This window comes from Chryseobacterium angstadtii (genome assembly GCF_001045465.1).
Classification (GTDB): Bacteria; Bacteroidota; Bacteroidia; order Flavobacteriales; family Weeksellaceae; genus Chryseobacterium; species Chryseobacterium angstadtii.
In genome coordinates this window covers 106,223-124,870 of record NZ_LFND01000006.1, presented here as the reverse complement: position 1 = coordinate 124,870, position 18,648 = coordinate 106,223, and the positions used below count along the sequence as shown (strand labels likewise).

Below are 18,648 nucleotides of genomic sequence, written 5' to 3'. Positions count from 1 at the left end.
TACCTGTTGTTTTGCGGATTTTTCACTTATAAAACATATTTTTTACGAATGCGTATGGTGAATTATTTTTTTATTTAGATGATGACGTGTTTTTTAATGGTATTTTTGTTACATTTGGATAAATAATAATAAAAATGTTAACGTATAGATTGAACAAATACTTTTTATTTGTGTTAGTACTGTTTTCCTCTGTAGCAGTATTTTCCCAGAATGTCAGGAAAAAATCACCTCCGAAAAAAGCATCTCAGCTAACGATGAAAGCTGGCGTGTTTATAGATGTAAATGTACCCACTTACCCGGCTTCCGCATATAATATTGAGCAGCTTGTGAAGAATGTACTGATCTCAGGAGGCTCCGTATGTGCGGCACCAAACGTATCCAATGTAACCGTTTCTCCGAATCAGCTGGCAACAGACACAGAAAGGGCGTGGGGATATTTTAATAAAGGAACTACCAATTTCCCTTTTAATGACGGTATTGTTCTCGTGGCAGGTAAAGCAAGAAGAGCAGGAAATGGCTATGAAGGGCCTGGTGAACTGTCTGATCAGGTTCCGGGCTCTGGAATAAACGATCCGGATCTTGTAGCGGCGGTAAACCCTCCGGATGATCTTCAGGACGTGGTAGCCGTAGAATTCGACTTTGTTCCCAACAGCAATCAGGTGAAATTCAATTATCTGTTTGCTTCGGAAGAATATACCAGCGGATTTCCGTGCGGTGATTTTGCAGACAGTTTTGCACTCCTCTTAAAGAAAGTAGGCGATCCTACCTATACCAACCTGGCTGTTCTGCCCAATGGTGCAGGGCCTGTGAGCGTGACTAATATTGTTCCGGCCGGAGTAGGATGTACCACCTTAATAAACGAGCAATACTTTGCCGGTCTGAATACCCAGAATATTGAAACTAATTTTATAGGACGTACAGTCCCTCTTACAGCGGTTGCTACCGTTATTCCGGGGCAGGCTTATCATTTTAAACTGGTTCTTGCGGATGCCGTGGACAGGCGTTATGACTCTGCTGTCTTCTTACAGGGTGGTTCTTTCGATATTGGAATGACCATTGTTGATAATAACGGAAACCCTCTGGGGCAGACCGTGAATATGTGTGACAATACCCCTCAGATTTTAAAAGCGCAGGTATCTGCTGTGCCGGGAATGACTTATAAATGGTATAAAGACGGAGTATTTATTCCTTTTGCAACCAACGCAATCTATACGGCCACTTCGCCGGGAGTATATGAGGTAAAAACATTTGTGGGCGGAACAGAATGTCAGAAAGCAAGCATTACGATCATAGGGGGAACTTCTCCTCTTGCTCAGAGTGCCACTTTAAAACTGTGTGCTACGCCTACCCGCAGTACCTTTAATTTAGAGGATGCAAAACCTCAGATCAGTACAACAACGGGAGCGGTATTCAAGTTTTATACTACTCAGGCAGATGCACAGGCTCAGAATAATAATTTTATTACCAATACAACCACTTACAACGGAACAGACGGGCAGGTCATTTTTGTCGTGGTTTCCAACGGAGCTTTTTGTAGCAAGATCGTGACTTTAACATTAAGAAGAGAAGAAACACCTGTTGCCCAGCTCACAGCACCGAAATTAAGAATCTGTTCAGGAGAATCTCTGGTATTGACCGCTTCGGGAGGAGTAACTTATCAATGGGGAGATACTTCAAATACGGGTGGAGTGAGAACCGTGAGCCCTACTCAGAATACAACTTACACCGTCTACGCCATAGGAGCACAGGGATGTAAATCTTTACAGCCTGCTACCATTACTATTGATGTGGTACCTGCCATCGTTTCTTCGCTGAAAGGAGGTCAGATCTGTCAGGGAGATAGGATTCTTCTGGATGCCGGATCCGGCCCGGGCTATACCTACGAATGGAATACCGGAGAAACTTCACAGGCTATTACGGTAGATACTCCCGGAGAATATACTGTAAAAATAAGTAATGGCGTTTGCTCCAAAGAATTTAAAACCCAGGTGATACGTGCAGTTGTACCGCAAATTATAAAAGTAGATTATAATGTAAACGGAACTATGGTGCTTACGGCAAGCAACCCAAGCAACGGAACTTTGGAATACTCTGTAGACAATGGTTTTACATGGCAGGCTTCCAATGTATTTTCGAATGTTCCTAAGAATACCGTAATATCCATCCGTGTCAAAGTGAAAAATACAAGTTGTGAAGGATTCCTAGAATATTTTACATTTGTTATTAAAAATGTAATCACGCCAAACGGAGATAAAGTTAATGATATCATTGATTTCAGTGGAGTAAGCGGTTATAAAGATTTTAAAGGTCTTGTTTTCGACCGCTACGGAAGGGAAGTGTTTAAAGCAGGAAAAACCAGACCTTATTGGGATGGATATTTCCAGGGAAAACGTCTTCCTACCTCTTCCTATTGGTATCAGGTGACCTATGAGGATCCTGCCAGCAAAGAACTGGCCGTAAAAACAGGATGGATCCTGTTGAAAAATCTTGAATAAATTTTATCTAATATGTATAAAGACCGGTATTTTTGCCGGTCTTATTTATTATATACCCTTAAAATGAATTTATATTTTAAGATAAATAAATTTGTATTAGTGATAATGTAAATTGTACTAAATTGAATTTCAATCAAAAAAAATAGTATTTTTGTTTCAAATACTATAAAATGTTAAATAGGAGGATTGAAAGTTTATTTTTGGCGCTATTTTTTGCATTATTGGGAAATCTTGTTCTTGCTCAGAACAAAGACAGATCCACAATACCTGCAAAGAGAGCGGGAGCAGCCTCTATGAAAGCAGGTGTTTTTATAGATGTAAATACCCCTAATTATGCAGAATCCAACTACAGCATCACACAGCTGGTAAAAGAGGTACTGATATCCGGAGGAACCTGTTCTACGGCCAACGTAAGCAACGTAAATGTCTCTCCGAATTTAGCCGTGAGCGATGCCAACAGAAGCTGGGGTTTTTTTAATAAAGGAACCACTGCTTTTCCTTTTGATAAAGGAATTGTTCTTACAACCGGATATGCAAGAAAAACCGGAAACAATTTTCAGGGAACTCTGAGCGATCCTCTTCCTTCTGCAGGAGACGTTGATCTTGCTACGGCATTAAATGTGAACAATACTCAGTTGAGAGATGCCACTTACATAGAATTCGACTTTGTTCCTTCCTCTACAGAAATTACGTTCAGATACTTATTTGCCTCCAAAGAATATGATACCTCCCATCAGTTTGCATGTACCATATCAGATGGGTTTGCTTTACTTTTAAAAAAAGCAACGGATCCTACCTATACCAATCTCGCAGTACTTCCCGGTGGAGCCGGACCTGTGAGTGTGACGAATATCCACCCGACAATTCCCGGGAATTCAGGTTGTGGACCTGTCAACCAGCAGTATTTTGCAGGAATTAACAATCCGATGGTAGAGACCAACTTTGACGGACGTACGATTCCATTAACGGCGAAAGCCACAGTTGTTCCGGGCCAGACTTACCATTTTAAAATGGTTTTGGCCGATTATTCAGATTCTAATTTTGATTCAGCGGTGTTTCTTGAGGCAGGATCATTTGATATCGGAGTAAAGATTCTTGATCCGGCCGGAGTACAGCTTCCTGATACCATTAACATGTGCGACAATACGCCGCAGACTTTCACGGCTTCTGTGCAGGCACCTAATGTTACTTATCAGTGGTTTTTAAATAATAACCCTATTCCGGGCCAAACAGGGCCAAGTTATACGGCTACTCAGCCAGGGGTTTACAGTGTTCAGGTTTTTATCCAGGGAAACAACTGTCCGGGAACAGCAAGTATTACTGTGGTGGGAGGGACTTCACCAACGGTTCAGAATGCAACACTGACGAGCTGCTTTGCGGCAGGAAATGTAACATTCAATTTACCCTCCGCTCAGCCTTCTATAAGTACAACACCTGGGGCAACATTTGCCTATTATATCAATCAGGCAGACGCCAATGCGGGAAATGGAAATACCATCCCGAACCCGGCTACCTATTCAAGTCCTGGAGGACAAACGGTTTATGTTTTGGTTAAGAATGGTTTCTGTTCCAAAGTAGCCGAGCTTCAGCTGGTAAAAGCACCTCAGATGACAGCTTCCGCTTTGCCTCCGCCTGTATTAACCTGTACCAGTTCACAGGCAACGTTGGATGCCTCAGCTTCTGTTTATCCTGCAGGATCTGTTTTTAACTGGACTACTACGGGAGGAAATATTGTTTCGGGAGGAAATACATTAACTCCGGTAATCAATGCTCCGGGAACTTATACTTTAACTATATCAAATACTTACCAGCCGGGGAATGTATTGTGTACCGCTACTGCCAATGTAACGGTTACAGGAGACAGTGCTCCGCCTGTTACGGGGCTTACAGCAACTAAAATACAGATCTGTAACGGAGAATCGGTTACATTAACGGCAACAGGAGGAGCTACCTATAACTGGGGCGGCGGGCTTCCCGGAAATGGAAATACGCAGACGGTATCACCTACCACCAATACTACCTACACAGTAACGGCTGTAGGGGCAAACGGATGTGTTTCTCAAAATCCGGCAACCATTACTATTGAAGTTTCACAGCCTATCACAGTACAGGATGCAGTATTGCATAAATGTTATGCGCCAAACCTTACTTATGATCTTACCACTGCTCAGGGGCAGATTACCACTGCCGGAGGAGGAGTTACTTTTACTTATTATATCAACCAGGCTGATGCACTTGCCGGGAATGCCAATTTTATTGCGGCACCTACCACATATGCGCCACCGGGTAATCAAACAATATTTGTCTTAGTAAAAAATGGGGGCTGTCATTATGTGGTTTCCCTTCAGCTACTGAGAACAGCTGAAACAACCCTTACTATAGCAGCACCACAGGAAGTTACCTGTACAAATCCTCAGATTACACTTAATGCAACAGCATCTGTAGTACCTGCGGGATCCACCATTACCTGGACAGCGGCCGGTGGCGGAAACATTGTATCAGGCGGAAATACCCTTTCCCCTGTCGTGAATGCAGGAGGGGCATATACACTTACGGTGAGCAATGTATCACAGCCGGGAAATCTGACATGTACTTATACGGCTACAGTGAATGTAGTTCAGAATACGGCACTTCCGGTAGCTGCGCTTGTTTCTTCGCAACCTAGAATATGCGAAGGAGAATCGGTAACATTAACGGCAACAGGAGGTGTTACTTACAACTGGGGAGGTGGCCTTCCTGGAAATGGCGATACTCAGGTAGTTTCTCCTACGGTAACTACAACCTATACGGTGCATGCAGTAGGAGCTAACGGCTGTATCTCTGCCAATCCTGCTACAGTAACTGTTATAGTAGGGCCACCAATTGCGGGAATCGCAGCATCTAAAACAGAAATATGTGCAGGAGAATCCGTGACGCTTACTGCAACCGGAGGAGTTACCTATAATTGGGTAGGGCTTCCAGGAAACGGAAATACACAGGTGGTTTCACCAACGGTTACCACTACTTATTCGGTATTTGCACTGGGAGGTAACGGATGTAGCTCGTTAGTAGCGGCAGAAATAATTATTAAAGTAGTTCCGGCTATCGTTTCTACATTGAAGGATGTATACGTTTGTGCAGGAGATACGGGAGTTCTGGACGCAGGAGCAGGACCTAACTATACTTACTTATGGAATACGGGAGCCACTACGCAAACCATTTCCACCAACGTTGTGGGAACCTATACCGTTACCATTAGTAATGGAGTTTGTTCTAAAGTATTCTCCGCTCAATTATTAAATCCTGAGCTTCCGAAATTTACGAATATAGTATACGATAACCATGTACTGACGCTTACGGCAAACAATCCTACAGGAGGAGTTCTGGAATATTCCATAGACGGTGGTCTGGTGTGGCAGGATTCCAATATATTCTATAATGTTTTAAATAATACCAACTATCCTCTGATGGTAAGGGTAAAAGGAGCAAAATGCGGAACAACATTAAGCTATTTCACCTTTGTGATCAGCAATGTGATTACGCCTAATATGGATGGGGTAAATGATGGAATAGATTTTTCCGGAATCAGCGGATATAACAATTTTGCAGCATCAGTCTTTGACCGGTATGGAGCCGAACTGTTCAGGGCCTCTAAAAAAGATCCGGTCTGGAGAGGTTCTTTAAAAGGACTGAATCTGGCCACGGGTACGTATTGGTACAAAGTACAGTGGGAAAATCCGGCCAGTAAAAAACTTGAATTAAGGTCAGGTTGGATATTGCTAAAAAATAGAAACTAACAGTCAAACCTTCCATATTTGGAAGGTTTGTTTTTTTTATATTAAAATAATGACAAAAAATATAGGATATATTTGGAAATAAATTAAATTTGTTGAAACAAAAGTATTATGCGAAAAAATCTCCTCTTTTTTTTATTTTTTTTGGTCGTCTCGACTTATTCATATTCTCAGACTGGTAAGCCCAGAGTTCTCCACAAAACAAATATTCCCCCTGCAAATAAAGCAGGAGCTTTTATTGATGTAAACGTTCCTCCTTACCCGGCTTCAACGTATTCTATTACTCAGCTGGTAAAGGATGTTCTGATCTCCTCAGGAACTAATACCTGTGTAACACCCAGCGTAACCAATGTAAAGATAACACCCAACCATGCAGTAACTGATGCAGACAGATCTTGGGGATATTTCAACAAAGGAACTACTAATTTTCCGTTTAAAGACGGGATTGTACTTTCTACAGGAAAAGCAAGAAGAGCCGGAAACGCAGCGGAAGGTACCCTGGGAGATAATAACGGTGGTGGAAGTGATCCCGATCTTGCACAGGCTATCGGATCTACCGGAACATTAGCCGATGCTGTTCTTCTGGAATTTGACTTTGTGCCTACAACTTCCCAAATTAAATTTAATTATATATTAGCTTCTGAAGAATATTACGGCGGATTTCCCTGTGATTATGCAGATGCTTTTGCAATTCTTCTAAGACCTACATCAGGCGGGGCTTACCAGAATATGGCAATACTTCCCGGGGGTGCCGGACCTGTAAGTGTTACGAATATCCACCCTGCGATACCGGGAGATTGCGGAGCCGTGAATGAACAATATTTCGGAGGATATAATACCACCAATATAGAAACCAATTTTGAAGGAAGAACAGTTCCTCTTACTGCTGTAGCTACTGTAGTGGCGGGGCAGGAATACCATTTTAAGATGGTTATTGCCGATTATACCCCTTATACCTTTGCGGATCACATTTATGACTCGGCTGTATTTCTGGAAGGAGGATCATTTAACATTGGAGTAGAGCTTCTGGATCCTAGCGGTGCTACACTGCCTTCAGATATTAATGTTTGTGACAACGTACCACAGGTGATCACAGCATCCGTAAGTGATCCTAATTTATTATATCAATGGTTCCTGAACGGAAATCCGGTAGCAGGGGCTACAACAAATACCATTACGGCCACGCAGCCCGGAACATATACCATTGAAGTAAGAGTTCCGGGAAATCCTTGTCCGGGAAAAGCAACGATAGAAATCCATGGAGGAACCACTCCGCAGGCACAGGATGCTTCACTGCTGCTTTGCGCCACGCCGGATATTACCACCTTCGACCTCACGAATGCCATGCCATCTTTAAGCCCTACTCCGGGTGCTATATTTAAATTTTATGTAAATCAGGCTGATGCTATCGCTCAGAATACGAATAATATCCAGAATATCTTGAATTATAACGGTACAGACGGACAGATTCTGTACACCGTAGTTTCAAACGGAGGCTTTTGCAGCAAGATGGTAGAATTAAAACTGCTCAAAGAAACAACCCCTACAGCGGGTATAAAATCTTCCAGAATAAAAATATGTCCGGGAGAAACAGTAACCCTTACTGCTGATGGCGGAGCTACCTACCAATGGGTGAACTTCCCGGGTACAGGCAATACACAAACCGTAACATTGTATCAGACCACTACATTTACCGTGTATGCGGTAGGAGCGAAAGGATGCCGTTCTTTAAACCCTGCAACCATCAGAGTTGAAGTGACGCCGGAGATCACTTCTCCTTTAAAAGATGTAGAAATGTGTTTGGGTGACCGCGTTGTTTTGGATGCAGGTGCAGGTCCGAATTATAAATATCTATGGAGTACCGGAGCCACTACACAGACGATTACCGTAGACAGCTGGGGTATTTATACCGTAGAAGTAGATAACGGATTCTGTAAAAAAACCTTTACGGCAAAAGTAGGAGGGGCAGCAACACCTTTTGTAACGGCCATAAACTATGAAAGCTCTAAAAAAACAGTAATCATCACGGCAGAAAACCCATCCATGAATAATACCCCAAGTACTTTGGAATATTCCATAGACAACGGGCTCACATGGCAGGATTCTAATATATTTACCAATCTGCTGAACAATACCAATTATACCGTATTGGTGAGAAGGGTAGGAACCCATTGTGTGGGAACATTTGATTTCTATACTTTACAGATTAATAATATCATTACACCTAATAATGACGGAGTAAATGATGTGCTGGATCTTAAAGCACTGGGTGAATTCAAGAACTTTACGGGATCTGTTTATGACAGATACGGCGTTGAAATGTTCAGATTCTCCAAAGAAAAACCGGTTTGGGATGGAACGGTAGGAGGTAAGAAACTGTCTACTTCCACCTATTGGTATAAGTTTAATTTCGAATACCCTAAATCAAAAGTTCAGATGAACTGGTCCGGATGGATTATGCTGAAGAACAGGGAATAAAAATATAAAGCTCATAAAAAAAGCCTTTCAAGATTACTTGAAAGGCTTTTTTTATTTTTACAACTGAATTTTACTGATTCTGTTTCCAGAGATTGGCAAAGCCGATAAAATCCAGGACGCTGAGCTCTTCTGCTCTTTTATCCAAAAATTCATGCGTCTTCAAAGCTTCAGGAATATTCAGTATTTTCAGTGAATTCGACAGTTTTTTTCTCCTTTGATTGAATCCTGCTTTTACGATCTGTTTAAAAAGAACCTCATTTCCGGCAAGACCTTTTTTGGGATTTCTTGTCAGTCTGATCACGCCCGACTTTACTTTCGGAGGTGGGTTGAATACGTTTTCATGCACCGTAAACAGATAGGATACATCATAATAAGCCTGAATCAGTACAGATAAGATACCGTAATCTTTAGTTCTGGGAACAGCTGCCGTTCTTTCGGCCACTTCCTTCTGGAACATTCCTACCATTTCCGGAATCTGCTCATAATAATCTACGATCTTAAAAAGAATCTGTGAAGAAATATTATAGGGGAAATTCCCGATAATGGCAATCTGTTCTCCATTGATAAAATGAAAGTCCTGCTTCAGAAAATCTCCTACAAAGGTATTTTCCGTGATTTTTGAATAATTGTTTTTCAAATATTCAATAGACTCTGTGTCGATCTCTGCAAGATACACAGACTGGTCCTTCTCCAGCAGATATTTGGTAAGGACGCCCATTCCGGGACCTACTTCCATGACATTTTTATAGCCTTCAAAATTAAGACCTTCCACGATTTTCCGTGCGATGTTTTCATCTGTCAGAAAGTGCTGTCCAAGATGTTTTTTTGCTTTTACACTCAAAGTTTTTTATGATTTTATTAACAATGATTTTCTTTATTTGGTCCCAAATTTCGGAAGTTTTTTTCTAATTTAGCCAAAAATTTTAATATTAATGGCTAAATCTGTAGATGAGTTTAATAAGAAAAGGCTTCGGTCCAGCAATATTACCGTAGTAATAAGTATCGCCTTAGTGTTATTTTTGTTAGGATTAATGGGGCTTATTTTAATTAATGCCCAGAAGTATTCTGACTACATTAAGGAACAGCTGGTAGTGAATGCTTATTTCGATCAAAACTATGATGCTAAAGACTCGGTGAAAATTGCAAAACTGGAGGAAGAAACTTTTAAAAAGGTGCAGACTTTAGCTCCTGTAAAAAAAGCAACCTACATCTCAAGAGATATGGCGGCTAAAGAAGCCAAAAAAACAATGGGGATAGACAGCGATGCCCTTTTTGAAGAAAATATTTTCCCATCATCTATAGAAGTGGCATTGAAACCGGAGTATGTAGACCCTGCAAAAATTGACGGAGCCATTAAGATTATCCAATCTGTTCCGGGTATTGTGGATGTTAAAAATGACAGTACGCTGATGGTGGATGTATATAATAACCTGAGCAGAATTTTAAAATGGATACTAGGATTCTCTATTCTTTTCCTGATCCTGGCTGTAGTCCTTATCAATAACTCTATCCGACTGAAGATATTCTCTAAAAGATTTATCATTAAAACCATGCAGCTGGTAGGAGCAAAAAGAAGATTTATTCTTAAACCTTTTATCGTTGAAGCTATCGTTTTAGGAGCTATCGGGTCTGTAATCGGTCTTTTAGCTTTGTTCGGGGTTTGGTATTATTTTACAAGTCAGATTGGTTCTGCTTTCGTACAGGACAACAATCAGTATTTCTGGCTGGTTATTTTAGTACTTGGGGTTGGAATTTTTATTTCCGTTTTAAGTACCATCTTCGCTACATGGAGATTCTTAAAATCAAACGTTGACGATCTATATTACTCTTAATAATGAGCAAAAAAACAAATAAATTCGCCGCTTCAGAATTTGGAAAAGAAACTGAAGTACAGCAGGAAAATACTTTTTATTTTGGGCAGCAGAACTTCAAGTGGATGCTGATAGGCCTGGCATTTATCGTTGTAGGATTTCTTCTGATGATGGGTCCTGATGCCAATACAGTAGATGGAAAATTTGATCCCAACTCATGGAATGACGGTATTTTTTCTATTCGCAGGATAAGAATTGCACCACTGTTTGTAGTGATAGGCTTTGTCATAGAAGTCTATGCGATTCTAAAAAGAAAATAAATTTAAACTTTATTTAAAGATTAAGAGATTCAGGAGTTTAGTAAATTATTCTAAATTCCAAAGTCTCTTAATCTTTTAATTTTACAATATTATGGATCTAATTAAAGCAATCATCATTGCTATTATTGAAGGACTTACAGAGTATCTTCCTATTTCATCTACCGCACACATGGGCTTTACAGCCAACCTTTTAGGCTTGCCGGATGATGAATTTTTGAAAATGTTCCAGGTATCCATTCAGTTTGGTGCTATTTTATCCGTTGTGGTGGCTTACTGGAAAAAGTTTTTTGATCTGAAAAATATCCAGCTTTACTATAAACTTGCTTTCGCAGTAGTTCCTGCATTGGTTTTGGGGTATTTATTTGATGATAAAATTGAATCCGTTCTAGGAAATCAGATTGCTATTTCGTCCGTACTTGTATTGGGTGGAGTCGTTTTGCTTTTTGCAGACAAATGGTTCAAAAACCCTAAAATTGATGATGAAAAAGGTGTTAGTGTAAGAAGTGCTATCACCATAGGTTTTTGGCAGTGTCTTGCGATGATGCCGGGTACCAGCCGTAGTGCGGCCTCTATTATCGGAGGAATGTCACAGGGACTTACAAGAAAAGCTGCAGCGGAGTTTTCATTTTTCCTGGCGGTTCCTACCATGCTGGCGGTAACGGTATATTCCGTTTTCCTGAAAACATGGGGGAAAGAAACGGCTAATCCTCAGAAAGGATATGAAATGATTATGGCTTCTCAGGATCACATCATGATTTTTGTCGTTGGAAATATCGTTGCATTTATTGTGGCTTTGATTGCTATTAAAGCATTTATCGGAGTATTGAACAAATACGGATTCAAACCGTGGGGATGGTACCGTATTTTTGTAGGAATTGCGCTCCTTATTTATTTCTATTTCTTTAAATAAGGTTATGAAGAGTACTGTTTTAAAGATATTGGCTTTTTCAGGGGTAATTGTTTCCTGCTCACCGGCTCATACTCTGTTTGTGAAAAACAATACCAAAGAAAGAATAGAATTTTTTGTTGAGCTTAAAGAGAAAGCTCCCATTGGAGATTTACTGATCTGTAAAGAGCTTGTACCGGACGAAAAACTGGATCATAAACCTTTTATGGAATACAGCAAAGAAGGAAAGTGCTATCAACAAAAAATTACAGCGATAAACAAAACGAGTTATAAATTCAATTTACCTGAGAATTATACGGTGAATATCGTTCCGAACAGCTCCGTATATCCTTTTGGAAATATATATTACTACATAGGAGATAAAAAATGCTTTATCAATGTAGAAAACGGTACCGAATGCAGGCAGAAAGTCAATAAACTGCCAAGTCTGGTAAGTATCACCGAAATTTTAGAATAATGACAGCTGAAGAACTGCAATCAGGATACGTTTTTTTATTAGACAAACCTTTGGACTGGACCTCTTTTCAGGCAGTCAATAAAATGAAATACAAACTCAAAAGAGAGTTTAACCTTCCTAAAAAATTTAAAATAGGCCATGCCGGAACTTTAGATCCGCGGGCAACAGGTCTTCTTATTGTCTGCTGCGGAAAATTCACCAAGAAAATTCCTGAAATTCAGGATGCTCCCAAAGAATACTGGACAGAAATTAAAATAGGCGTTCAGACAGAATCATATGACACGGAAAAACCGGAGATTCTTCACCAGGATATTGCTCCTGTTACAGAAGCGCAAGTTCTTGAAGTTTTGAATAAATTTGTAGGGGAAATCGAACAGAAACCTCCTGTATATTCCGCGATAAAAGTAGACGGGCAGAGAGCTTACAATCTGGCAAGAGCAGGAGAGGAAGTGGAAATGAAGTCCAGAAAAACAACGATTTTCTATATTCAGGATGTAAAGATTGATTTTCCGCTGGTAAGTTTTACGGTGGGATGTTCAAAAGGAACGTATATCAGAAGTCTTGCTCATGATATCGGGCAGGAGCTGGGCGTAGGTGCTTATCTTACACAGCTCAGAAGAACTAAGATCGGAGATTATACCATTGAAAATGCAACAACGGAGTTTTTGAATAATGAATACAGATTTGAGAATTTGTAATTAAAAAATTTCGGTTATTCCTGGACTTAATTACAGATTTAAGTGATGGAATCATTATTTTCAACAATAAAAATTATACAGGTTACGGAGAAGACGAATGGAAAAAACGCGTATCAATAAATATTTATCAGAAGTAGGCTACTGTTCGAGAAGAGCAGCAGATAAGCTTTTGGAAGAAGGAAGGATTACAATTAATGGAAAGGTTCCTGAGATGGGAACAAAAGTTTCTGATGAAGATGTTGTGGAAGTAGATGGAAAACCTATCCGTGAACCGCAGGATAAACACGTATATATCGCATTTAATAAGCCTATCGGAATTGTGTGCACTACAGATACCAAGCGTGAAAAAAACAATATCGTTGATTATATTAACCATCCGAAAAGAATTTTCCCCATCGGAAGACTGGATAAACCTAGTGAAGGTCTTATTCTTCTGACCAGCGACGGCGATATCGTCAACAAAATCCTTAGAGCAAGAAACAATCACGAAAAAGAATACATTGTACGTCTAGACAAGCCTATGTCGCCCAAATTTCTCGACAAAATGAGAAACGGAGTTCCGATTCTGGATACGGTCACCAAAAAATGTGAAGTAGAAAGAATTGATGATATGACTTTCCGTATCATCCTTACACAAGGGTTGAACAGACAGATCCGAAGAATGTGCGAATATCTTGGCTATGAAGTAAAAAAACTGAAACGTATCCGTATCATGAACATTAAACTGGATCTTCCGGTTGGAAAATGGCGTGATCTTACAGAAGAAGAGTTCAGTTCACTTAACGGTTTGCTTTCAGACTCCAGCAAAACTGCAGATTAAGGAGCTTTCATGTAAAGCTTCATTCTCGTTTCATATTCCGGTTTCAACTTCAGAAGTTTCCAGATCTTGGCATCATCGGAATAGCTGGTGCGGTAAAAAATAATTTTATCGGCAGAATATTTAAAATAGGGATGGTTTCGAAGCCATTCTTCAGGAGCATCCGTGAGATTATATTTAGAAACATTGGAGGTATTGAGTTGCGCAATAGAAATCAGTTTCTGAACTAAATCCTTATCAATATTATAAGTATCCAGAATCTGCTGCTTATTGACAAAACCGCCCAGTTTTTTACGAAATCCAAGCAGGGAAGCTGCACTCCTTTCATCCAGTCCGAATTCTATCAGTTGCTTAAAGGTAATGGCATTGAGATCCGTTTTTGAAAAATCGGTCTCCTGATTTTTATGGGGATCAAAGCTCAGTTTAATATAAGGTTTAAGTTCCTGAAATTTTTCAGGAGAGATCACAAAGCATTTTTCCAGATCTTCAGGAGATTTAAAGCTCCCTCTGAGATTTCTGTCACGATAATTAATAATGGTATTCGCCTGTCGTTCCGAAAATCCCAAAGCTTTCCAGCCTTCAGAATCCAAAATATTGGGGTCAAATACACGGTAATGAATTTTAGATTTTTCGGGTTTATTTTCTGCTCTGTTTTTAAAGCCGGCAGGAGTTGTTAAGGGAAGCAGAACATAAGGTTCCAGCCTGTTGTAATTTTCAGAAGAAATAATAAAACATTCTTTCAGTTTTTCCTTGCTGATAAAACTTCCGCCGAGATAGTTTTTGTATTTTATAATCGCTGCGGCCTGTTTTTCACTGAAACCCATCTTCATCCATCCGGCAGCAGTGAGCCTGTCAGGATTGAATTTTTCACGCACAATAATTCCGGATTTTTCATAACTGCCCGATTTTTTTAAATAAGTATTTTCAGCAGTTTCAGGAAGCAGCAGATAAGATTCCAGCGCTGCAAACTTTTCAGGTGAAACGGCATAGCATTTTTTTAACTGTTCCTTTGATATAAAATTTCCTCCTACCATTTCTTTGTATTTGAGAATAGTGGAAGCCTGTTTTTCAGAAAACCCAAGTTGTTCCCATTGTTTTGAATCCAGGTCATTCGGGTTAAAGTCGGTAAGAGTTGTTAAAACGGAATTTTCCATAATAAACTGAACTTCCGGAAAATTTTCTTTTTCCCTGCCGGTATAATGTTGAAAGGCAAGCAGGATAATCAGCAGTATTCCCATGAATGCCAGTTTACGGTAATCATTTTTTCTCATCATCCCATAAACTTATCAATAAAAATAAGTTGAAGCAAGGGTAAGAAAGGGAATGAGCTGTTTTGTACAACAGATTCTTTCAAATGATTTTTAAATTACATCTGATTACTTTTTGTTTAGAATGATTTGAAGATATTGATCAGGAGAAAGAGCAGAAAAAAAGCATCTTCAAGAGATGCTTTTCGTATATTGTTGTACAGATTATTCAGAATCTCTGTCTGAAAGAGACGCTTTCAGTTTCTGAAGTTCAGCTTTTATAAATTCAAGGCGGTCAATGATGGTCACTGTTTCAGAAATTTTGCTGTTTGTGGTCAATGCCACTCTTGCACCGTCCAGGGTGTAGCCTTTTTCCTTAACCAGATGATAGATCATTTGAAGGTTCTTAATGTCTTCAGGAGTAAAATACCGGTTTCCTTTCTTATTCTTTTTAGGTTTAATAATGGGGAATTCCTGCTCCCAATACCGTATTAATGAAGTGTTTACATCAAAAGCTTTTGCCACTTCTCCTATTGAATAATACAGTTTGTCAGGTAAATTTATCTTCATTGTATGAATCCTAAAAGCCAAAGATAAATATTTTTTAAACTCTGATGCAAATATGCATGCCTAAATAGCTATAAGAGGCCTGTTTTTTTAATGAAATAGCTGGCTTTGAATGGCTAAAGTATGAATTTCTTTAATTATGAACTTTACATGTATTTTTTTAATATAATTTAATATTATTGTTGATGAGTGGCTTTTTTTATGAATTTGGTTTATAATTATCATTGAATGAGCTTTTTATGTTATTGTTTTTTATTAAATTAGGGCACACCCAAAATACTATTATCCTATGAAAAATTTTCTCTTTCTTTCCATCGTGTTGCTTCCTTTTTTAGGATATTCACAGTGGACAAAAACATCAGTAAAGACCCAAAAGGTCAAAGCATCTCAGGAAAAGCTGGAATATGCTGCTTTATATTCCTTAGATGCCGATCAGCTCAGAAATATGCTGAAAGATGCTCCCGAGCGTTTTTCAAGATCAAAAGGAGTGGTTATTTCGCTTCCTACAGCCGGAGGAAAAATTGAAAGATTTCAGGTGTGGGAATCCTCCAATATGGATCCTGCGCTTCAGAAAAAATACCCGGATATTAAATCTTACGTAGGAACCGGGATAGACGATCCTTCTGTATATTTAAGATGCAGCATGTCTCCCGTAGGATTTTCATCCATGATCACCAGATCAGGACTTTCCGAATTCATAGAGCCTTACACAGAAGACCGGAAAGTCTATGCCGTATTTGATTCCAATGCAAAAAGAGGTCAGGAAAAAGAACCTTTTGAGTGCTCGGTAATAGATACTGCAGAGAAAAGCGCAGCTGAAAAAAAAAAAGAAAGTGTAAATAAAAAACTGGCGGGATTTAATGTTTTCAGATTGGCATTGTCCTGTACAGGAGAATATGCAGCGTATCATTTAACGGCAGCGGGTACTCCAGCAACCGCCACAGATGCAGAAAAAAAAGCAGTGGTTCTGGCTGCGATGAATGCATCACTTACCAGACTGAACGGTGTTTTTGAGAAAGATCTGTCCTTTCATTTTAACCTTATCGCTAATAACGATACCCTTATATTCCTGGATGCGCTTACAGATCCTTACACCAATGGAGGTCCCAATGAAGCCCATGCTCAGATATCGGCAAGAATTGCTCCCGAAAATTATGACATGGGGCATCTTATAGATAAAAAGGGAGGTAACGGATCAGCCGGAGTAGGAGTGATCTGTAATAACAATTCAAAAGGAGCAGGATGGACTGCCCACAATTTTCCTGAAGGAGATAAATTTGACATAGACTATGTTGCCCACGAAATGGGACATCAGCTGGGAGCAGGGCATTCTTACACCTACAGATCTTCCCAGGCAGACCAGAAAGTGGAACCGGGAAGCGGAAGCACCATCATGGCTTATACAGGAATAACAACCGCTTCAGATGTTCAGTTTAACTCCAATGATTATTTTCATACCAATAGTGTGACACAGATCAGAAACAAATTAAACAGCATTGCATGCGGGGTGAATACACCTTTTGCCAATCCCGCTCCGGATATCAGTGCAGGAGCAGATTATACCATTCCTAAATCCACACCATTCGTACTGAAGGCAACCACTGCTGATGCCAATGCAGCTTCTTATACCTATGTTTGGGAGCAGGCAGATCAGGCTGCAACAGCTCAGATAGGGGCCGGAGATATTTCAATTGCCTATCCTACAAAACCTACAGGACCTACTTTCAGATCTTTTACCCCGATAAGTTCTCCGGTGAGATATTTCCCTGATTTCAATAAAGTACTGGCAGGAGTTTTGACAACCCGCTGGGAATCGGTTTCCAGTGTTGCGAGAAGTCTTAATTTTGCGGCTACCGTAAGAAACAATAATCCGGCAGAGCCTCAGGTATCCAAAGATGCTATGGCGATAACGGTAGATGCTGCATCCGGCCCGTTCCAGGTGACAGCACCTACATTCGGACAATCATTAACTTCAGGAGGTGCAATTACCGTAACATGGGATGTAGCCAATACCAATCAGGCACCAGTTAGCACAGCCAATGTTAATATTAAATTATCCAAAGACGGCGGACAGACATTTACAACCATAGCCGCCAATACGCCTAATGACGGCAGCGAACAGATCACAATACCTGCAGGTTCCTTATCTGCCAACGCCTATATTTTAGTAGAATCCGTTGGGAACATCTATTATGCAGTAAGCCCAAGTTTTGTGATTGATTATACCGTGAGCGGAGAGACCTGTAATACCTATACTTACAGCGGAGCTGCGGTACCTATTACAGACGGCCCTGGTGGTTCTGGGATATCTGCTCCAAGAATAAATATTCCGTTGATGGTCAATAATACCGGAACCATTACTAAAATTAAAGTAACTCCATCCGTTACCCACCCGAATATCAGCCAGCTGGCTATAGGAATTGAAAGTCCGGTTGGATCTTCAGCTCTTTTCTGGAACAGACAGTGTGCAAACCAGTCGGGAATTACCGCGGCATTCAGTGATACCGGAAATGCTGTGGCATGTGCTTCCCCTCTTGCAGGAGAAACAAAATCGAATGAATCTTTAGCTATATTTAAAGGACATAAAGCACAGGGAGAATGGAAACTTTTTGCAACAGACAACAATGCAGGAAGTGCAGGAACCGTTACTGCATGGTCTCTTGAAGTATGTACAAGAGAAACGCAGGCTTTGGGAACTCATGATGTTTCTTCTCCGTTGGCAGATGATATCAAAGTATATCCTAATCCGAGTGACGGAAACTTCTTTATTAAATCCAGAAACTTAAAAGGGGAGGTAAAAGTGGGAATGCATGACGCCAGCGGAAGATTGGTTTTCTCCTCTGCATACCAAAGCGAAGGAAACGGAACAAAAGAGTTTAATGTAAACGTTCCAAAAGGAGTGTATGTGATCAGCATCAATTCTTCAAAAGGAGCTTACAGCACCAAACTTATTATTAAATAGAAAAAATCAATATCTGAATAAAGGACTGGTGAAAACCGGTCCTTTTTTTATGCTGATTTGCGTTATATCTCTTTTTTGCAGTACTTTTATACAATACAACGATCTGTTTATTATCC

13 protein-coding genes are annotated in these 18,648 nt (G+C 40.1%); 10 read left to right on the top strand and 3 right to left on the bottom strand.

The window, feature by feature from the left end:
* The first annotated feature begins 170 nt into the window (after nt 1–170).
* From ACM46_RS17260 to ACM46_RS17250, 3 genes are all read left to right on the top strand, one after another.
* Nucleotides 171–2,495, top strand: coding sequence for a choice-of-anchor L domain-containing protein (locus ACM46_RS17260; protein ID WP_241486046.1), 2,325 nt, complete (start codon nt 171–173; stop codon nt 2,493–2,495).
* A gap of 170 nt (nt 2,496–2,665) precedes the next feature.
* A complete protein-coding gene (locus tag ACM46_RS17255; RefSeq protein WP_048507941.1) occupies nt 2,666–6,271 on the top strand; it encodes a choice-of-anchor L domain-containing protein in 3,606 nt (1,201 codons plus the stop codon).
* A gap of 108 nt (nt 6,272–6,379) precedes the next feature.
* Complete coding sequence (locus ACM46_RS17250) at nt 6,380–8,746, top strand: T9SS C-terminal target domain-containing protein (protein WP_048507940.1); 2,367 nt, start codon at nt 6,380–6,382, stop codon at nt 8,744–8,746.
* A gap of 70 nt (nt 8,747–8,816) precedes the next feature.
* On the opposite strand, the gene rsmA is transcribed toward ACM46_RS17250, so the two are convergent.
* Nucleotides 8,817–9,587 carry a 16S rRNA (adenine(1518)-N(6)/adenine(1519)-N(6))-dimethyltransferase RsmA gene (rsmA, locus tag ACM46_RS17245; protein ID WP_048507939.1) on the bottom strand — a complete coding sequence of 257 codons (771 nt, stop codon included), beginning with the start codon at nt 9,585–9,587 and terminating at the stop codon, nt 8,817–8,819.
* A 91-nt stretch (nt 9,588–9,678) separates the two neighbouring features.
* On the opposite strand from rsmA, the gene ACM46_RS17240 reads away from it, so the two are divergent.
* From ACM46_RS17240 to rluF, 6 genes are all read left to right on the top strand, one after another.
* Nucleotides 9,679–10,578 (top strand): cell division protein FtsX, encoded by a 900-nt coding sequence (locus ACM46_RS17240; protein WP_048507938.1) that lies wholly within the window; start codon nt 9,679–9,681, stop codon nt 10,576–10,578.
* Nucleotides 10,579–10,580: 2 nt separating this feature from the next.
* Nucleotides 10,581–10,877 carry a DUF3098 domain-containing protein gene (locus ACM46_RS17235; RefSeq protein WP_048507937.1) on the top strand — a complete coding sequence of 99 codons (297 nt, stop codon included), beginning with the start codon at nt 10,581–10,583 and terminating at the stop codon, nt 10,875–10,877.
* Nucleotides 10,878–10,968: 91 nt separating this feature from the next.
* Nucleotides 10,969–11,787 (top strand): undecaprenyl-diphosphate phosphatase, encoded by an 819-nt coding sequence (locus ACM46_RS17230; protein WP_048507936.1) that lies wholly within the window; start codon nt 10,969–10,971, stop codon nt 11,785–11,787.
* Between the two features lie 4 nt (nt 11,788–11,791).
* Nucleotides 11,792–12,241, top strand: a complete 450-nt coding sequence (locus tag ACM46_RS17225; RefSeq protein ID WP_048507935.1) for a hypothetical protein — start codon at nt 11,792–11,794, stop codon at nt 12,239–12,241.
* Nucleotides 12,241–12,939 carry a tRNA pseudouridine(55) synthase TruB gene (truB, locus tag ACM46_RS17220; protein ID WP_048507934.1) on the top strand — a complete coding sequence of 233 codons (699 nt, stop codon included), beginning with the start codon at nt 12,241–12,243 and terminating at the stop codon, nt 12,937–12,939. Before ACM46_RS17225 ends, truB begins: the two co-directional genes overlap by 1 nt.
* A gap of 97 nt (nt 12,940–13,036) precedes the next feature.
* Nucleotides 13,037–13,759, top strand: coding sequence for a 23S rRNA pseudouridine(2604) synthase RluF (rluF, locus tag ACM46_RS17215; protein WP_048507933.1), 723 nt, complete (start codon nt 13,037–13,039; stop codon nt 13,757–13,759).
* Here rluF and ACM46_RS17210 read toward each other — a convergent pair.
* On the bottom strand, nt 13,756–15,030 hold the full coding sequence (locus ACM46_RS17210; RefSeq protein WP_083997445.1) for a ComEA family DNA-binding protein: 1,275 nt from the start codon (nt 15,028–15,030) through the stop codon (nt 13,756–13,758). The genes rluF and ACM46_RS17210 overlap by 4 nt on opposite strands.
* Nucleotides 15,031–15,228: 198 nt before the next feature.
* Nucleotides 15,229–15,573 carry a MerR family transcriptional regulator gene (locus ACM46_RS17205; protein ID WP_048507931.1) on the bottom strand — a complete coding sequence of 115 codons (345 nt, stop codon included), beginning with the start codon at nt 15,571–15,573 and terminating at the stop codon, nt 15,229–15,231.
* A 286-nt stretch (nt 15,574–15,859) separates the two neighbouring features.
* On the opposite strand from ACM46_RS17205, the gene ACM46_RS17200 reads away from it, so the two are divergent.
* Nucleotides 15,860–18,532, top strand: a complete 2,673-nt coding sequence (locus ACM46_RS17200; protein ID WP_048507930.1) for a reprolysin-like metallopeptidase — start codon at nt 15,860–15,862, stop codon at nt 18,530–18,532.
* Nucleotides 18,533–18,648: the final 116 nt, after the last annotated feature.